The 17,810-nt window shown below is 69.9% G+C and carries 15 protein-coding genes; 10 read left to right on the top strand and 5 right to left on the bottom strand.

Annotated features, from left to right (window positions below; translation table 11 throughout):
• Positions 1 to 114 precede the first annotated feature (114 nt).
• The 5 genes from SS2_RS10295 to SS2_RS10275 all read left to right on the top strand — a co-directional run bounded on the left by SS2_RS10295 (position 115) and on the right by SS2_RS10275 (position 4,609).
• Positions 115 to 738 (top strand): ATP-dependent Clp protease proteolytic subunit, encoded by a 624-nt coding sequence (locus tag SS2_RS10295; RefSeq protein ID WP_066463714.1) that lies wholly within the window; start codon positions 115 to 117, stop codon positions 736 to 738.
• Between the two features lie 40 nt (positions 739 to 778).
• The gene (locus SS2_RS10290; protein ID WP_066463708.1) at positions 779 to 1,477 is read left to right on the top strand and encodes an ATP-dependent Clp protease proteolytic subunit; all 699 of its coding nucleotides are present in this window, start codon (positions 779 to 781) and stop codon (positions 1,475 to 1,477) included.
• 178 nt (positions 1,478 to 1,655) lie between these two features.
• Positions 1,656 to 2,936 (top strand): ATP-dependent Clp protease ATP-binding subunit ClpX, encoded by a 1,281-nt coding sequence (gene clpX, locus SS2_RS10285; protein ID WP_066463707.1) that lies wholly within the window; start codon positions 1,656 to 1,658, stop codon positions 2,934 to 2,936.
• A 4-nt stretch (positions 2,937 to 2,940) separates the two neighbouring features.
• Positions 2,941 to 3,294 carry a chorismate mutase gene (locus SS2_RS10280; RefSeq protein WP_066463704.1) on the top strand — a complete coding sequence of 118 codons (354 nt, stop codon included), beginning with the start codon at positions 2,941 to 2,943 and terminating at the stop codon, positions 3,292 to 3,294.
• Positions 3,295 to 3,409: 115 nt separating this feature from the next.
• Positions 3,410 to 4,609, top strand: a complete 1,200-nt coding sequence (locus SS2_RS10275; RefSeq protein ID WP_066463703.1) for a baeRF2 domain-containing protein — start codon at positions 3,410 to 3,412, stop codon at positions 4,607 to 4,609.
• A gap of 56 nt (positions 4,610 to 4,665) precedes the next feature.
• Here the strand turns inward: SS2_RS10275 and SS2_RS10270 are convergent, their stop codons facing one another.
• The 3 genes from SS2_RS10270 to valS are packed head-to-tail and all read right to left on the bottom strand — an operon-like array spanning position 4,666 to position 9,675.
• Positions 4,666 to 5,112 carry a hypothetical protein gene (locus tag SS2_RS10270; protein WP_066463701.1) on the bottom strand — a complete coding sequence of 149 codons (447 nt, stop codon included), beginning with the start codon at positions 5,110 to 5,112 and terminating at the stop codon, positions 4,666 to 4,668.
• A gap of 3 nt (positions 5,113 to 5,115) precedes the next feature.
• The gene (locus SS2_RS10265; protein ID WP_066463699.1) at positions 5,116 to 6,915 is read right to left on the bottom strand and encodes an AMP-dependent synthetase/ligase; all 1,800 of its coding nucleotides are present in this window, start codon (positions 6,913 to 6,915) and stop codon (positions 5,116 to 5,118) included.
• A gap of 48 nt (positions 6,916 to 6,963) precedes the next feature.
• Positions 6,964 to 9,675 carry a valine--tRNA ligase gene (gene valS / locus SS2_RS10260; protein ID WP_066463698.1) on the bottom strand — a complete coding sequence of 904 codons (2,712 nt, stop codon included), beginning with the start codon at positions 9,673 to 9,675 and terminating at the stop codon, positions 6,964 to 6,966.
• 204 nt (positions 9,676 to 9,879) lie between these two features.
• Here valS and SS2_RS10255 point away from each other — a divergent pair, with 204 nt between their 5' ends.
• The 3 genes from SS2_RS10255 (at position 9,880) to SS2_RS10245 (ending at position 13,746) form a co-directional block, all read left to right on the top strand.
• Positions 9,880 to 11,808 carry a DUF4914 family protein gene (locus SS2_RS10255; RefSeq protein ID WP_083942117.1) on the top strand — a complete coding sequence of 643 codons (1,929 nt, stop codon included), beginning with the start codon at positions 9,880 to 9,882 and terminating at the stop codon, positions 11,806 to 11,808.
• 148 nt (positions 11,809 to 11,956) lie between these two features.
• Entirely contained in the window at positions 11,957 to 12,955 is a 999-nt protein-coding gene (locus tag SS2_RS10250) for a TIGR03557 family F420-dependent LLM class oxidoreductase (RefSeq protein ID WP_066463697.1), read from the top strand.
• Positions 12,952 to 13,746: a coenzyme F420-0:L-glutamate ligase gene (locus tag SS2_RS10245; RefSeq protein WP_066463696.1), complete on the top strand. Its 795-nt coding sequence runs from the start codon at positions 12,952 to 12,954 to the stop codon at positions 13,744 to 13,746. The genes SS2_RS10250 and SS2_RS10245 overlap by 4 nt, the downstream gene beginning before the upstream one ends.
• Before the next feature lie 77 nt (positions 13,747 to 13,823).
• Here SS2_RS10245 and SS2_RS10240 read toward each other — a convergent pair whose 3' ends face one another.
• Both SS2_RS10240 and SS2_RS10235 read right to left on the bottom strand, forming a co-directional pair.
• Positions 13,824 to 14,873, bottom strand: a complete 1,050-nt coding sequence (locus SS2_RS10240) for a zinc-dependent alcohol dehydrogenase family protein (RefSeq protein WP_066463693.1) — start codon at positions 14,871 to 14,873, stop codon at positions 13,824 to 13,826.
• Between the two features lie 18 nt (positions 14,874 to 14,891).
• Entirely contained in the window at positions 14,892 to 15,476 is a 585-nt protein-coding gene (locus SS2_RS10235; RefSeq protein WP_066463692.1) for an HhH-GPD-type base excision DNA repair protein, read from the bottom strand.
• A 105-nt stretch (positions 15,477 to 15,581) separates the two neighbouring features.
• Between SS2_RS10235 and SS2_RS10230 the strand changes: the two genes are divergently transcribed.
• Both SS2_RS10230 and SS2_RS10225 read left to right on the top strand, forming a co-directional pair.
• Positions 15,582 to 17,255, top strand: a complete 1,674-nt coding sequence (locus SS2_RS10230; protein WP_066463690.1) for a DHA2 family efflux MFS transporter permease subunit — start codon at positions 15,582 to 15,584, stop codon at positions 17,253 to 17,255.
• A gap of 64 nt (positions 17,256 to 17,319) precedes the next feature.
• Positions 17,320 to 17,751: a CoA-binding protein gene (locus SS2_RS10225; RefSeq protein WP_066463688.1), complete on the top strand. Its 432-nt coding sequence runs from the start codon at positions 17,320 to 17,322 to the stop codon at positions 17,749 to 17,751.
• Positions 17,752 to 17,810 lie beyond the last annotated feature (59 nt).

The following is a 17,810-nucleotide window of genomic DNA, read 5'->3' as shown; positions in this document are numbered from 1 at the left end:
GGGCGGGTATGTGCGCCCAAAGCGAAACAGCACAGTTCAGGGACGAAACTCCGGCACGTGGCGCGTTAGGGTCACTGCAACGCAAGGTTGAGCATGGAGTACGAAGGAGATGGCGTGAACGAGCAGATGCCAATGGCAGCACGCGGTGACGTAGCCGGCCTTGGATTGAATGACAGCATCTACAACCGGCTCCTCAAGGAGCGCATCATCTGGCTCGGCTCCGAGGTGCGCGACGACAACGCGAACGCCATCTGTGCCCAGATGATGCTCCTCGCAGCGGAGGACCCTGACAAGGACATCTTCCTCTACATCAACTCTCCCGGTGGATCCATCACCGCGGGCATGGCGATCTACGACACCATGCAGTTCATCCAGCCCGACGTCGCGACCGTGGCGATGGGCATGGCGGCGTCGATGGGGCAGTTCCTGCTCTCCTCGGGTGCCAAGGGCAAGCGCTACGCGACCCCGCACGCCCGCGTCATGATGCACCAGCCCTCCGGCGGTGTGGGTGGGACGGCAACCGACGTCCGGATCAACGCCGAGCTCATCCTGCACATGAAGCGTGTGCTCGCCGAGCTCATCGCTGAGCAGACCGGCAAGACCACCGAGCAGATCACCACCGACTCTGACCGCGACCGGTGGTTCACCGCGTCCGAGGCCCTCGAGTACGGGTTCATCGACCGCGTCGTGACGCACGCGGGGTCGGTCCCCGGCGGCGGCGGCACGATCAGCTCCTGAGTCCGCCGCACGCCCCCTGTTGAGTTCGAGGAGTATCCCCATGAGCATTGAGTCCCAGTTCATCTCGACCGCGCAGCGCCTTGCCGGCGCCGGCGGACGTGCGCTGCCCTACGGCGCACCCCAGTCGCGGTACGTCCTTCCCCAGTTCGAGGAGCGCACGGCCTACGGCTTCAAGCGCCAGGACCCGTACAACAAGCTCTTCGAGGACCGCATCATCTTCCTCGGGGTCCAGGTCGACGACGCCTCCGCCGACGACGTCATGGCCCAGCTGCTCGTGCTCGAGAGCCTCGAGCCGAACCGCGACATCATCCTGTACATCAACTCACCCGGTGGTTCCTTCACCGCGATGACCGCGATCTACGACACGATGCAGTACGTCACGTCGCAGATCCAGACCGTGTGCCTGGGACAGGCGGCCTCGGCTGCAGCTGTCCTGCTCGCGGCCGGTGCGCCGGGCAAGCGTCTGGCGCTGCCCAACGCCCGCGTGCTCATCCACCAGCCTGCGATGGAGGGTGGCGGCTACGCCCAGGCCTCCGACATCGAGATCCAGGCCAACGAGCTCATCCGCATGCGGGAGTGGCTCGAGGGGACGATCGCGCTGCACACCGGACGCGACGAGGCCCAGGTCCGCAAGGACATCGAGCGCGACAAGATCCTCAGCGCTCACCAGGCAGTCGAGTACGGTCTGGTCGACCAGGTCCTGGAGAGCCGCAAGCCGCTCCTGGCCAAGAAGGCCTGATCAGGGCTCGACCAGCCTGACAAAGTACACCCGCTCCCACCGGAGCGCCATGGCGACATCGGCGCTCCGGTGGTGTGCAATAGACGCAAGATCATTCGGACCAGCGTCAGCGTGACCCTGCGCGTCAGCGCGGGCAACGATCCGCTCCGCACGGGGGCGGACCGGGAGGAGACCTACTGTGACTCGCATCGGTGACGGCGCAGACCTGTTGAAGTGTTCCTTCTGTGGGAAGTCCCAGAAGCAGGTCAAGAAGCTCATCGCAGGCCCTGGGGTGTACATCTGCGACGAGTGCATCGAGCTGTGCAACGAGATCATCGAGGAAGAGCTCACCGAGGCGGCCGAGATCGGCCTCGTCGAGCTGCCCAAGCCCCGGGCGATCTTCGACTTCCTCGAGCAGTACGTCATCGGCCAAGAGGGTGCCAAGCGTTCCCTGGCCGTCGCCGTGTACAACCACTACAAGCGGATCCAGGCCAGCGAGGGCATGCGCTCCGTGGGTGAGGACGCCGCCCAGGTCGAGCTCGCCAAGTCGAACATCCTGCTCATCGGTCCCACCGGCTGCGGCAAGACGTACCTCGCCCAGACCCTGGCGAAGATGCTCAACGTGCCCTTCGCCATCGCCGACGCCACCGCGCTGACCGAGGCCGGCTACGTCGGTGAGGATGTCGAGAACATCCTGCTCAAGCTCATCCAGGCCGCTGACTACGACGTCAAGAAGGCCGAGATGGGCATCATCTACATCGACGAGGTCGACAAGATCGCTCGGAAGTCGGAGAACCCCTCGATCACCCGTGACGTGTCCGGGGAAGGTGTCCAGCAGGCGCTGCTGAAGATCCTCGAGGGCACCACCGCCTCTGTGCCGCCGCAGGGCGGACGCAAGCACCCGCACCAGGAGTTCATCCAGATCGACACCACGAACGTGCTGTTCATCGTCGCCGGTGCCTTTGCCGGGCTCGACGAGATCGTGTCCTCGCGGGCCGGCAAGCACGGCATCGGCTTCGGTGCCCCGCTGCAGTCGGTCGAGGCGTCCGACGCCTACGACGACGTCATGCCCGAGGACCTGCTGAAGTTCGGGCTCATCCCCGAGTTCATCGGCCGCGTGCCGGTCATCACCACCGTCAAGCCGCTCGACCGCACCGCCCTCGTGCAGATCCTCACCGAGCCCCGCAACGCGCTGGTCAAGCAGTACCAGCGGATGTTCGAGATCGACGGCGTCGAGCTCGAGTTCACCCCGGACGCGGTCGAGGCCATCGCCGACCAGGCGCTGCTGCGCGGCACCGGTGCACGCGGCCTGCGCGCCATCATGGAGGAGGTCCTCCAGCAGGTGATGTTCGAGGTCCCCAGCCGCGACGACGTCGAGAAGGTCGTCGTCACGGGCGAGGTCGTCCTGGAGAACGTCTACCCCACCCTCGTGCCGCGCAGCACGCGCGGGAAGGCCGCGCCGCGCGAGAAGAGCGCCTGAGTCGATGCCCTCGGACGAACGCTCCGACCCGACCCAAGATCCCACCATCCGAGACGAGATCCTGCGTCTGCGGGGGAGCATCGACAACATCGACGGTGCGCTGGTCTACCTGCTGGCTGAGCGGTTCAAGTTCACCCAGCGGGTCGGCGAGCTCAAGGCGCACGGGGGAGTGGCCCCGGCCGACCCGCAGCGCGAGCAGCAGCAGATCGAGCGGCTGACCTCGATCGCCCTCGAGGCAGGCCTGGACCCGGCCTTCGCGGAGAAGTTCCGCGAGTTCATCGTCTCGGAGGTGATCCGCCACCACGAGCGGATCGCCGCTGCGCACGGCAGCGCAGGGGTCCTCGACACCTACTCCTGACAGGTTCAGGGCGCACGGGCCCAGTGGCGAGGGTGTGGCAGGTGACAGAGACTGGAGTGCCTGCGGTCGGACCGCTCCGGCCGACCGCCTCCTATGGAAGGCACGAGGTCTTTGTATGAAGATTGACTGGCTCAAGCCGCTTCTGGGAACTCCCGGCCCCTTCGCAACCGTCTACATCGACGCGACCCGGATCGGTGAGGGGGACCGCGAGGTCGGTGAGAGATGGCGTAGCCTGCGACGCTCCCTGGAGAAGGACGGCGCGGCCCCCGAGGTCATCCAGATCATCGAAGACGAGGTGCTCAGGCCCACTCGGGTGGGCGGCCCGCACGGACGAGTCATCGTCGCCAACGCCTCCGACGGCATCCTCGTGGACCGGGTCATCAAGGACCCTCCTGCCGTGCAGAAGGCCACCTACGGCCCCGTGCCCGAGCTGCTGCAAGCAGCCCGCGCCGCCGACGACTCCGTCGACTACCTCCGCGTGGTCGTGGACCGGCAGGGTGCCGACCTCACCTGGGCCGAGGCCGGTGGCCACCTGCCCTACCCCGAGGCCGAGACGGTCGAGGGCTCCCACGACGTCATCAGCAAGGTGAGCGCCGGAGGCATGAGCAACCGGCGCCTGGAGACCCGCGCGGAGGACTCCTGGGAGCGTAACGCCGAGGTGGTCGCGGCGGACCTCGAGCGTCAGGTGGTCGCCCACCGTCCCGAGCTCATCCTTCTCTCCGGTGACGTACGGGCGGTCGCGCTGCTGCGCGGGGCGCTCGGCAAGAAGACCCTCGAGCTCGTCGTCGACGTCCCCGGCGGGGCTCGTGCCTCCGGGGTCAACGAGGCAGCCTTCGAGGCGCACATCGAGAACGCCCTCGACGAGTACCGGGCTCGCCGCCGCGAGGCGATGCTCGAGGAGTTCCGGTCCGAGCGCGGTCGCAACGTCGGCGGCGTGAGCGGTCTGGAGAGCGTGGTGGCCGTCCTCGCCCGCGGACAGGTCCGTGAGCTGCTGCTCTCCGACGAGTACGGCCCCGACACCGACCTCGCCGGGCTCACGGTGTGGGTGGGCCCCCAGCCCCTCCAGCTCGCCGTGACCACCGACGGTCTGGGCGACCTGGGCGTCGAGGACGGTGCCTACCAGCTCCCGGCCACGGTCGCCCTGGTGCGGGCGGCGCTGGGGCAGGACGCTGGGCTGACCTTCGTCCCCACCGACGCCCTGGCGTTGAGCGACGGTGTGGGCGCGGTGCTGCGCTGGCACGACGACGGGACCCCTGGAGACGGTCTCTCGCCGAGCCTGTCCTCGGACACCTCCCGCATCTCCAACCTCGCCTGACCACCCGCTGGCCCGGGACGGGGAGACCGTCCCGGGCCAGCGGCGTGCCCGGGCTCTCAGCCGCCCGCGTCGACCACGGAGATGAGGGCGATCGCGGCGTAGTGCACCTTGGTGAGGTCGACGGCCGCGTCCCGCAGCTGGGTCGGGTCGAGGATGTAGGCCAGGGCCACCGGGAAGCCCGTCATCGCCGGGTGGAACCGTGCACCGGCGACCCGGGGCGCGAGGACCAGGCCGTAGACGAGCGCCTCGACCGAGCCGTCCGCGCGCACGACGACGGTGGCCGGGTCCGCGCCCGCCAGCCGCCTCGTGTCATAGGTGCCCTCGCCCAGCTGCGCCGTGGTCGTGGAGAAGCGGATCGGGTGGGCGAGGGAGGCCAGGGCGTACCCCTCGCGGTCCGGGCCAGGAAGCATGCGCAACAAGGTGGCCGTGCACGGCAGCTGCGCGGGCAGGTCCGGCGGACCGACCTCGACTGCGTCGATCGAGACGACCGGGTTGCGGGCCACGGCTCAGCCTGCGGCGTAGATCTGCTCGATCTCCGGCTGGAAGTCCTTGAGCACCAGGGCCCGCTTCACCTTGAGGGACGGGGTGAGGTACCCGTTCTCCTCGGTGAAGTCGGTGGTGAGCACGCGGATCTTGCGGATGGACTCGGCCCGGGACACGGCCTCGTTGGCGCGGTCGACCGCACGGTCGAGAGCCTCGAGCACCTCCAGGGCGCTGCTCGCGGTCGCGACGTCCATCGGGGGCAGACCGTGGCTGCGCAGCCACCCGGGCAGCATCTCCCCGTCCAGGGTGACCAGAGCGGCGATGAAGGGCCGCTGGTCGCCCACCACGACGCACTGGCTGACCAGCGGGTGGCCGCGCAGGCGGTCCTCGAGCATGGCGGGCGCGACGTTCTTGCCGCCCGCGGTCACGATGATCTCCTTCTTGCGACCGGTGATGCGCAGGTAGCCGTCGTCGTCGAGGGACCCGAGGTCACCGGTCCGGAACCACCCGTCGACCAGGGCATCAGCGGTGGCCTCGGGGTTGTTGTGGTAGCCGCGGAAGACGTGGTCGCCGCGCACGAGGATCTCGCCGTCGTCGTCGATGCGCATGCTCGTGCCGGGGAAGGCGGGGCCGACGGTGCCGATCTTGACCAGGCCCGGCAGGTTGACCGCGGTCGGTGCGGTGGTCTCGGTGAGGCCGTAGCCCTCAAGGATGGTCAGGCCGATGCCACGGTAGAAGTGGCCCAGCCGGTCACCCAGGGGTGCGCCGCCGGAGATGGCGTACTGGGTGCCACCGAGCGCGGTGCGCAGCTTGCGGTAGACGAGCGCGCCAGCGAGGGCGTGCTGAGCCTTGAGCGCGGTGGGGACGCCCTCCGGGGTCTCGCTCGCGCGCGAGGCGGCGATTGAGACCTTCGCGGCCCACCGGAAGAGCTTGAGCTTGGTGCCGGCCCCAGCCTTCTGCTCGGAGGAGTTGTAGACCTTCTCGAAGACCCGAGGGACCGCGAGCAGGAAGGTCGGACGGAAGGTGGCCAGGTCAGGCAGCAGGTTGCGGGTGTCCGGGGTGTGGCCCATGACCGCCCCCGAGGTCACGCACAGCACCTCGATGAACCGCGCGAAGACGTGCGCGAGCGGCATGAACAGCAGCGTGCGAGCGCCGGGGCTGGAGCAGATCTGCCCCAGCCCGCCCACCCCGTTGCGCGTGAGGTAGACGAAGTTCCAGTGGGTCAGCTCGACGCCCTTGGGCCGTCCGGTCGTCCCGGAGGTGTAGATGATCGTGGCGAGGTCGGACCCGTGCACGCCCGTGGCGCGCGCGGTGATCTCGGCGTCGGGGACCTCGGTGCCGGCCGCACGCAGCATCTCGACCGCGTCCTCGTCGATGACCAGGACGGAGTCGACGCCGGGCAGGGTCGAGCGGGCGTCCTCGAAGAGCACGCCGTGGGCGGTCGTCTCCACGATCGCCATCCGTACGCCCGCGTCGGAGCAGATCCAGCGGATCTGCTCGACCGAGCTCGTCTCGTAGACCGGCACCGGAACCGCCCCGGCCGCCCAGATGGCGAAGTCCAGCAGCGTCCACTCGTAGCGGGTGCGGGACATGATCGCGACCCGGTCGCCCACGGCCACGCCGTGGGCGACCAGGCCCTTGGCCACCGCCGTGACCTGCGCCTGGAACTGGCTCGCGGTGATCGCGATCCATGCGTCGCCGAGGTGGGCCTTGCGCTCGATGAGCACCCCGTCCCCTCCTGCTGCCACCCGGGTGGCGAGCAGGGTGTTGATCGATGTCTCAGCGGTGACATCAGCCACGCTGGGGGAGGTGTACTCGCGCATGGGTGCGCCTTTCTCGACGGTGAGCGGCAGAACGGGGTGGCGGGGGACTCAGGCGCGCGGCTGCTTCACCTTCGTCTCGGCCTCGCCGAGCTCGGACTGCACCACGACGATGCCACCCTGGACGGCCGGGTCACCCTGACCGTCGGCGGCGATCTCCAGCCGGAGCTCGCCGGTCACCCGTCCAGCGCCGCGGATGTCGACCACGGCTGCCTCGATCGCGTGCAGGTAGGCGCGGGGCACGGCCAGCTCGGCGAGCAGGATCGGGGTCCGCATGGAGGCCTTCGCCTCGGACTTGATCTTGCGCAGCGCGGCGAGGGCGTGACCGGCGGCGGTGAGCACCGAGGTGTCGGCGTCGCCGGCAGCCTCGCGCAGGCGGTCCGAGGTCGGCCAGGCGGCCTGGTGCACCGAGCCTTCACGCCACCAGGACCACACCTCTTCGGTCGCGAAGGGCAGGACCGGGGCGAACAGCCGCAGCATCGTGTCCAGCGCGATGGCCAGGCCGGTGCGAGCGGAGTCGGTCTCGGGGGAGACCTCGAGGGAACCGGCACCGTAGGCACGGTCCTTGACGAGCTCGAGGTAGTCGTCGCAGAAGGTCCAGAAGAAGGTCTCGGCCAGTTCCAGGGCCCGGGTGTGGTCGTAGGACTCCAGCGCCGCGGTCGCGCGGTCGACGACGTCGGCCAGGCCGGCGAGCATGGCACGGTCGATCGGCTCGGTGACGCGGGCGGGGTCGAGGCTGACCTCACCCTCACCGGCGAAGGACAGTGCGAACTTGCTCGCGTTGAGGACCTTGATCGCCAGCCGGCGACCGATCTTCATCTGCCCCACCTCGAAGGCCGCGTCCGTGCCCAGGCGAGCCGAGGCGGCCCAGTAGCGCACGGCGTCGGAGCCGTGCTCCTCCAGCAGCCCCATCGGGGTCACGACGTTGCCCTTGGACTTGGACATCTTCTTGCGGTCCGGGTCCAGGATCCAGCCGGAGATCGCGGCGTTGGCCCAGGGCAGGCAGTCGTGCTCGAGGTGGGAGCGCACAACCGTGGAGAACAGCCAGGTGCGGATGATGTCCTGGCCCTGGGGGCGCAGGTCCATCGGGAAGACGCGGGAGAACAGGTCAGGGTCGGAGAGCCAGCCACCGGCGATCTGCGGGGTGAGCGAGGACGTCGCCCAGGTGTCCATGATGTCCGGGTCGCCGATGAAGCCGCTGGCCTGTCCGCGCTGGTCGGCGGTGTAGCCGGCAGGCACGTCGGAGGACGGGTCGATGGGCAGGATGGCCTCGTCGGGGACGATCGGGGCGTCCCACTGCGGCTCGCCGTGGGCGTCGACCGGGTACCAGACCGGGATCGGCACACCGAAGAAGCGCTGGCGGGAGACCAGCCAGTCGCCGTTGAGCCCGCTCACCCAGTTGGAGTAGCGCACGGCCATGAACTCGGGGTGGAACTTCAGCTCCTCCCCGCGGGCCAGCAGGGCGGCGTTGAGGTCCGCGTCGCGTCCGCCGTTGCGGATGTACCACTGGCGGCTGGTGACGATCTCCAGGGGCTTGTCGCCCTTCTCGAAGAAGTTCGCCTTGCGCTGGGTGGGCACCGGCTCGCCGTCCAGGTCGCCGGCCTCACGCAGGGCGTCGACGATCGCGGTGCGGGCGGAGAAGGTCGTCTTGCCCAGCAGCTCGGTGAACAGCGCGACGGCGCGCTCGGAGGTCAGCCACTCGGGGACCTCGCGGGTGATCCGGCCGTCGCGGACGAGGATGGAGCGGGTCGGCAGCTGCAGCTCGCGCCACCACTGCACGTCGGTGAGGTCACCGAAGGTGCAGCACATGGCGATGCCCGCGCCCTTGTCCGGCTCGGCGGCGGTGTGCGCGATGACCGGCACCTCGACGTCGAAGAGGGGGGAGCGCACGGTCGTGCCGAAGAGGTGCTGGTACCGCTCGTCGTCGGGGTGGGCGATGAGCGCCACGCAGGCCGGCAGCAGCTCGGGACGGGTGGTCTCGATGTAGACCTTCGAGCCGTCGGGAGCGTGGAAGGCGACCTTGTGGAAGTGGCCGGGGTAGTCGCGGGCCTCGAGCTCGGCCTGGGCGACCGCGGTCTGGAAGGTCACGTCCCACAGCCCGGGGGCCTCGGCCTGGTAGGCCTCGCCGCGGGCCAGGTTGTGCAGGAAGGCGGTCTGCGCGGTGGCCTGCGCCGTCTGCCCGATGGTCTGGTAGTGGTGGTTCCAGTCGACCGAGAGGCCGAGGTAGCGCCACAGGGCCTCGAACTGCTTCTCGTCCTCGGCGGTGAGACGCTCGCACAGCTCGACGAAGTTCTTGCGGCTGATCGGCTGCTGGTCGGCGGCCTTGACGCTCTTGCCCTCGGCGCCCTCGAGCGGCGGCTGGTAGCCCTCGACGTAGGGGAGGGAAGGGTCGCAGCGCACGCCGTAGTAGTTCTGCACCCGGCGCTCGGTCGGCAGGCCGTTGTCGTCCCAGCCCATCGGGTAGAAGACAGACTTGCCGCGCATGCGCTGGAAGCGCGCGATGACGTCGGTGTGGGTGTAGCTGAACACGTGCCCCACGTGCAGCGAGCCGGAGACGGTCGGCGGCGGGGTGTCGATGGAGTACACCTGGTCGCGCTCAGCGGTGCGATCGAAGGCGTAGGTGCCCTGGGCGGACCAGGCGGCGTCCCACTGACCTTCGAGGCCGTCCAGGCTGACCTTGTCCGGAACCTGCTTGACCGTGGCCACCAGGGACTGCGGCGGGGTCGAGGGGTTCGCGGGCGCGGGGGTGTCAGATGAACTCATGGGACCCATCTTCCCAGATTCGCGCGCGCTTCCCGTCCTCGTCCGCCGCTGCGGGGCCTGCGGAACGAGCCAGCAGAAGATTTAGTCAAAGGTCCCTGGTTGACATGGTCATCGACTCGTAATCTCCATGCAAAGGCCTGGGTGAGATCGCCGCGCTCGGCCGATGTCCGACGCCCTCACGTGAGGTCCGACCTTGGAGTAGCTATGACACTGATCGACAGCGTGGCTCTGTCCGGGACGGGGTCCATCCCCGCAGGCATGATTCTTCCCCCCGCTGTCCAGGCCGCCCTGGACGCCTGTGCCAACGTCATCGTCCCCACCTCCCGTGACGAGCTCTACCAGCTGGCGCTCGGCCCGGACGGCGGCCCGCGGTTCACGGTCGAGTACGACGTCTTCGGCACGCCGGTGCCCGAGGCCGAGGTCGTGCGGTGCAAGAACGGCATCGCGGTGAACTACCCCGAGGACTACATGCGTCGCCGGGACCCGGACTGCATGCGCATCGCCGACGACCTGCCCACGGACAAGCCCCGCTACCGCGACGTCTTCGGCGCGGAGTTCGCCTCGGTCAAGGCCGAGACGCTGGACTGGCTGGCCGGTCAGGACCTCGTCGTGGTGCCCTTCAAGGCTGGTGGCCTCACGCACGGCTACCCCTCGCTGGCGATCTGCCCGGTCAACTCCGCCTTCTTCGCGCTGACCCTCGTCGACCTGCAGGGCTGGGTCACCTTCGACGAGCTCGGTCCCTTCGAGCCGCGGTCCATCCTCTACGTCGCCCCGCCGTTCCGGCACACGCACTTCGAGGGCCGTCAGGTCGTGGTGCACGACCGCTCCGAGACGCTGCACGAGGTCTTCGCCTACAACCTCTACCCGGGCCCCAGCGCGAAGAAGGGCGTCTTCTCCGTCCTCCTGGACGTCGGTGAGCAGGAGGGCTGGGTCACCGCCCACGCCTCCTCCGTCCGTGTCACCACCCCGTACGAGAACGAGACCGTCATCATGCACGAGGGCGCCTCGGGCGGCGGCAAGTCCGAGATGTGCCAGGAGATCCGCCGCCAGGAGGACGGCCGGATCCTGCTGGGGACCAACGTCGTCTCCGACGAGCCCTACGTCATCACCCTCGGCGAGACCAGCGCCCTCGCGCCGGTCACCGACGACATGACGCTGTGCCACGTCGACCTGCAGACCGGAGACGGCCGGCTCGTGGTGGCCGACGCCGAGGACGGCTGGTTCGTCCGCGTCGACAACCTCACCGGCTACGGCCAGGACGTGCACCTCGAGCGCGCCGTCATCCACCCCGACCAGCCGCTCGTCTTCTTCAACATCCACGGCGTCCCCGACGCCACGGTGCTGCCGTGGGAGCACACCCTCGACTCCAACGGCAAGCGCTGCCCCAACCCGCGGGTGGTCGTGCCGCGCCACCTCATGACGGACGTCACCGGGGCCGAGGAGGTCGACGTGCGCACCTTCGGCGCCCGGATGCCGGCCTGCACCCGGGAGAACCCGACCTACGGGATCATGGGCATGACGCACATCGTGCCCCCGTCCTTGGCGTGGATCTGGCGTCTCATCGCCCCGCGCGGGGACAAGAACCCCTCGATCGGGGAGTCCAAGACCGCGACCGACAAGCTCTCCCACGGCGGCATGGTCGCCGAGGGCGTCGGCTCGTACTGGCCCTTCGCGACCGGCACCAAGGTGGCCGCGGCGAACCTGCTGCTGCGCCAGCTCGTGGACATGGACCGCACGCGTTACGTGCTGACCCCCAACCAGCACATCGGCGCGTACAAGGTCGACTTCGCGGCCGAGTGGCTCACCCGGGAGTACCTCGCCCGTCGCGGGGGCGGCAAGCTGCGTGCGGAGGAGCTCACGCCGTCGCGCTGTGCGCTGTTCGGGTACACGCTCAAGGAGATGAAGATCGACGGGCAGCTCATCCGCCCCACGTTCCTGCGCCCCGAGCTCCAGTCGCAGGTGGGCGTGGAGGCCTACGACGCCGGGGCGAAGATCATCACCGACTTCTTCAAGAGCGAGCTCACGCAGTTCCTCACCGACGACCTCGACCCGCTGGGCCGCGAGATCATCGAGGTCTGCCTGCGCGACGGCTCGGTCGAGGAGTACGCGGCTCTGACTCCGCTGTTCACCTGACCTCCGCCCGTCCTGACCCGTCACCGCGCCGCTGAGCGCGGGGAGAGCGCCGCCCGACCTGCCGTCGGGTGGCGCTCTTCTCGCGTCCAGGCCGGGCAATGAGCCGTCTGGGCGGTGGGATCGGGCTCGCTGGGTCTAAGGTCGTTGCATGGATCTGACCATCGGCTATGCCGCGATGCTCGAGCAGTTTCACCCGACCGACATCCTCGCCTTCTCGGAGTTCGCCGAGTCGCAGGGGTTCAGCGGGGTGATGGCTGCGGACCACTTCCAGCCGTGGGTTCCTCAGCAGGGCCAGAGCGCGTTCGTGTGGAACGTCCTCGCGGCCCTGGGTGAGCGCACCCGCGGAGACATCGGTCCGGGGGTGACCGCGCCGACCTTCCGCTGGCACCCGGCGATGGTGGCTCAGGCGTCTGCGACGCTCGCAGCGATGTACCCGGGGCGGCACTGGCTGGGGCTGGGCTCGGGGGAGGCGCTCAACGAGCACATCACCGGGCAGTACTGGCCCGAGGCGCCGGAGCGCATCAACCGGATGTTCGAGGCGATCGACATCATCAAGAAGCTGTTCACCGCCTCGCTGGCGGGCAAGGACGTCAAGCACTCCGGTCCGTTCTACAAGCTCGAGTCCACGCGCCTGTGGACGATGCCTGAGGTAGCCCCGGAGATCCTCGTGGCCACGGCAGGCCCGGTCACGGCGAAGCGGGCGGGCAAGCACGCCGACGGTCTCATCACCGTGGGCGCGCCGCTGGAGAAGATCTCGATGCTCTTCGGGAAGTTCGACGACGGGGCCCGGGAGTCCGGACGTGACCCGGAGTCCATGCCGAAGGTGCTGCAGATCCACCTGTCGTGGGCCGAGACCGACGAGATCGCCATGGCCAACGCGATGACGGAGTGGCCCAACGGCGGGATGAAGTTCCCCAAGGCGGACATCCGCTCGCCCTTCGAGTTCGAGCAGATCGCCAAGCTCGTCCGGCCCGAGGACTTCGAGGGGCGGATGGTCATCTCCGCCGACCCGGACGTGCACCGCGCCAATATCCAGAAGTACGTCGACCTCGGCTTCGACCGCATCTACCTGCACAACGTGGGACGCAACCAGCGTGAGTGGATCGAGACCTTCGGCCGCGACGTCCTGCCCAAGCTCAGCCGGTGACCGCCGCTCCCACCCCGCACGACGCCGACCCGTCGCAGCTGCGCATCTGGGCGCCTGCGGGGATCGGTGAGGTCCACGTCGGCGACGACCTCGCCGACGTGCTCGCCCCTGTCCTGGCTGACCTGCGCGACGGTGACGTCCTCGTGGTGACGAGCAAGATCGTCTCCAAGGCAGAAGGGCGGATGATCGCCGCCCAGGACCGCGAGCAGGCCATCACCGACGAGACGGTCCGGGTGGTCGCCACCCGTGAGCACCCCGGTGGTCTGCTGCGGATCGTGGAGAACCGCCTCGGCCTCGTCATGGCCGCCGCGGGGGTGGACGCGTCCAACACCCCCGAGGGGACCGTGCTGCTGCTGCCCCTCGACCCGGACGACTCCGCCCGGCGTCTGCGCGCCGCGGTGCGCGAGCGCCACGGTGTCAGCGTGGGCGTCGTGGTCTCCGACACCTCCGGGCGTGCCTGGCGCAACGGGCTGACGGACATCGCGATCGGCGCCGCCGGCCTCGCGGTCCTCGACGACCTGCGCGGGGGCACCGACTCCCATGGCCGCGAGCTCACCGTGACCGTCACCGCGGTGGCCGACGAGGTTGCCGCAGCCGCCGAGCTCGTCAAGGGCAAGGCCGCCGGCCGCCCGGTCGCGGTGCTCCGCGGCCTGGCCCAGCACGTGCTGCCCGACGACGGCCCCGGAGCCCGGGTCCTGGTCCGCGACCCGGCGCAGGACATGTTCCGGGAGGGCAGCGCCGAGGCCTACGCCCGCGGGTGGGCCGAGGGCCGCGCGGCGGCTACCGGCTAGTTACCGGCCAGGACACCGACCGCACCTGAGAGCCCCTGGCCCCACCGTGAGCAGCGGGGCCAGGGGCCGGGTGGGTGTCAGGGACGCAGCAGGACCTTGGTGGCGCGGCGTTCGTCCATCGCGGCATAGGCCTCAGCGACCTCGGAGAGCGGCAGCTCCAGGTCGAAGACGCGGCCCGGGTTGATCGCGCCGGAGAGCACCTCGGGGAGCAGCTCCTCGATGTACCCGCGGACTGGTGCCACGCCGCCGTTCACCCCGATGTTGGAGTTGAACAGCGTGCGGATGGGCAGCTCGGGGCCGCCGTTGGGCACACCCACGTAGCCAACCGTGCCGCCCGGGCGGACGGACCGCAGCGCCTGGTCCATGGACTCCTGGGTGCCCACGCACTCGAGCACCGCGTCCGGTCCGATGCCGCCGAAGAGCTCCTTGATGCGCGCCACACCCTCGTCGCCGCGCTCGGCGACGATGTCGGTCGCCCCGAACTCCCGGGCGATCGCCTGGCGGTCGGCGTGGCGGGACATGGCCACGACGCGCGAGGCGCCCAGCCGTGTGGCGGCGAGCACCGCGCACAGGCCCACGGCGCCGTCGCCCACCACGACGACGGTGCTGCCGTCGGTGACCCCGGCGGACAGCGCGGCGTGGTGGCCGGTGCCCATGACGTCGGAGAGGGTGAGCAGGGAGGGGATGAGGGCGTCGTCGGGCATGGTGGGAGTGGCGACCAGGGTGCCGTCGGCGAGGGGGACGCGGACACGTTCGCCCTGGGCGGCGTCGACGGGGTGACCGTCCCGGTCGGCCGAGCCCCACCAGCCGCCGTGCAGGCACGAGGTGCTGACCCCGTTGGCGCAGTTCACGCAGGTGTTGTCGCAGAAGTAGAAGGGGGCGATGACAAAGTCGCCGACGGCGATCGTCTCGACCTCGGAGCCGATCTGCTCCACCACGCCGACCATCTCGTGGCCGATCCGGCGCGGCTGCGCAGTCGGTGCGATGCCGCGGTAGGACCACAGGTCGGAGCCGCACACGCAGGACGCCACGACGCGCACCACCGCGTCGCTCGGGGTGAGGATCGTGGGATCGGGGACATCGTCGAGGCGAACGTCACGTTCGCCGTAGATCACTGTTGCACGCATGGTCGCCAGTCTAGATCCTCAGCTTTTAGCCGCCCGCGCGGCCGCCTTGGCGGCCTGCTTCGTCTCGCGGACCTGGCGCAGGCTCTCCTCGTCGGTGACGTCGGCGATCGACCGTCGTGCGCCGTCCTCGCCGTAGGGGCCCGCAGCCTCGCGCCATCCCGCGGGCTGCACGCCGTACTGCTTGCCCAGCAGCGCCAGGAAGATCCGAGCCTTCTGCTCACCGAAGCCGGGCAGCGCCTTGAGCCGGCGCAGCACCTCCCGGGCGTCGGGATCGCCGTCGGTCCACAGCCGCCTCACGTCACCGCCGTAGGAGTCGACGACGGTGCGGGCCACCGCCTGGATCCGGCCGGCCATCGATCCCGGGTAGCGGTGCACCGCAGGAGGCGTGGCGCAGAGCGCGGCGAAGTCCTGCGGCGGGGAGGCGGCGATCTCGGCCGCATCGAGGGATCCCAGCCGCTCGGCGATCTTCAGCGGGCCCGCGAAGGCGGACTCCATGGTCACCTGCTGGTCCAGCAGCATCCCCAGCAGCAGGGCGAAGGGGTCGGTCGAGAGCAGACGGTCGGCGTCGTGGTCGCCGGTGAGCCACAGGTCGGGAGTCGTCATCGGTCCATCATGACAGCGGGCTTCCCGCTGCACCCCCGGACAGGTCGGCGGATGATGGGCTGAGGTGCCTGGCCAGGGCGCGGCATCCGAGATCGGAGCGCAGACGTGACAGCTTCCGAGGCAGCCCCCCAGACCCCCGAGGTGAGCACGCGGCAGTGGATCGGGCTGTGGGTCCTCGCGACCGGGCTGTCGATGATCGTCATCGACGGGACGATCGTCGGCGTCGCCCTCCCCACGATCATCGAGGACCTGTCCCTCGACCTCACCGACAGCCAGTGGGTCAACAGCCTGTACTCCGTGGTCTTCGCGGCGCTGCTGCTGAGCACCGGACGGCTCGGTGACCGGACGGGGCGGCGTCGCGTCTTCATCGGCGGTCTCGTGGTGTTCATGATCGGGTCGATCATGGCCGCCACCTCGAACAGCGCGGAGTCGCTCATCGTGGCCCGGGTGGTCCAGGGCGTCGGGGGCGCATGCATCCTGCCGGGCACCCTGTCGACGGTCAACGCGACCTTCCGGGGACGCAACCGCGCCGTCGCCTTCGGTATCTGGGGCGCCGTCATCTCCGGGGCAGCAGCCGTGGGCCCGCTGCTCGGCGGGTGGCTGACCACGTACTTCTCCTGGGAGTGGATCTTCTGGGTCAACATCCCGATCGGCCTGGCGGTCCTCGTCGGGGCTCTGCTCACCGTCCCGGAGACCCGCAGCGGCGAGCACGCCCGCGGGGTGGACGTCGACGGACTGCTGCTCAGTGCCGTCGGTCTGGGAGCGCTCGTCTTCGCGGTCATCGAGGGGTCGACGCTGGGATGGTGGAAGCCGCTCAAGGACTTCACCGTCGCCGGCCTCACCTGGCCTGAGACCTGGCCGATCTCGATCATCCCTCCGCTCTTCGCGGTGGCGGTGGTCGCGCTCACGACGTTCGTCGTCTGGGAGCGTCACCGGGCCCGGGTGCATCGCTCCGCGATCCTCGACCTCGACCTCTTCGAGATCGAGACCTTCAGCTGGGGCAACGTCACCGCCGCCACCGTCGCGGTCGGTGAGTTCGCCATCGTCTTCGTGCTGCCGCTCTTCCTCGTCAACGCGCTCGGTCTGAGCACCATGGGCGCCGGCCTCGTCCTCGCGGCGATGGCCCTGGGTGCCTTCTTCTCCGGGGCCTCGGCCCGCCACCTCGCGGCACGGTACGGAGCGCCGAAGGTCGTGCTCATCGGGCTCGGCCTGGAGAGCGTCGGGATCTGCGCGGTCGCCCTCGTGCTCTCCGACTCCGTCTCCGGGTGGTGGGTGGCCGCGCTCCTGGCGGTCTACGGCCTGGGCCTCGGTCTGGCCTCCGCCCAGCTGACCAGCACCGTGCTGCGCGACGTGCCGGTCAATGCCTCGGGTCAGGGCTCGGCGACCCAGTCCACCGTCCGGCAGGTCGGTGCTGCCCTCGGTGCCGCTGTCGCGGGGGCGGCGCTCGCAGCCGGGCTGACCCACTCCCTCCCTGCTGCCCTGGAGAAGGTGCCTGGGTTGAGCGCCCAGGAGGCGTCCCAGCTGGCGGAGGGGACGAAGAGCTCCGCCGGGTCGACCATCACGGCGCTGCGCGACCAGGGGACGGCGAGCCCGCTCGGTGACCGGACCCGGGAGGCGACCGACGCCCTTGCCCAAGGCTTCGCCGACGGGAGCCGGTGGGCGCTCCTGGCTGCCCTGGTCTTCGTCGTCCTGGGCTTCGCCTCGGCCACCCGGGTGCTCATCGTGAGTCGCCGCGACCCCGAGCCGAGCACCGACGCGGACGTGCGGACGCGCGAATGAGGCGCACCGGCCCCCGGGGACGCGGCCGGTGTCGCCGAGGAGCGGGGTGTGGTTGCGTAGGGGCATGACACACACCAACGACCCCGACGTGATCCGACGGTTGCTGACCGAGCCTGGCCGGTGGGCCGTGGTCGGGCTCTCGGACAACCCCGACCGGGTGGCCTACGGCATCGCGTCCTACCTGCAGGGGCTGGGCATGGAGATCGTCCCGGTGCATCCCAAGGCCGAGACGGTGCACGGCGCCCGCGGCTATGCGACCCTCGCCGACGTGCCCGGTCAGATCGACGTCGTCGACGTGTTCGTCCGCTCCGAGCTGGCCGGCGACGTCGTCGACCAGGCGATCGCCGTCGGCGCGAAGGCCGTGTGGTTGCAGCTCGGGGTGATCGACGAGGCGGCGGCCGAGCGTGCCGCCCGAGCCGGGCTCGACGTCGTCATGGACACCTGCCCGGCGATCGAGGTGCCCCGGATGGCTGACCGCACGGGTCCCGCGGCGTGAGGGTAAAGAAGAGGCGACCCGGTCAGGGCTCTGGCAGGGCGGCGCCGGAGCCCTGACCA

Source organism: Sanguibacter suarezii NBRC 16159, from assembly GCF_001552735.1.
Taxonomy (GTDB): domain Bacteria; phylum Actinomycetota; class Actinomycetes; order Actinomycetales; family Cellulomonadaceae; genus Sanguibacter; species Sanguibacter suarezii.
The sequence above is the reverse complement of the archived record's forward strand: the minus strand, read 5'-3'. Positions and strand labels throughout refer to the sequence as shown.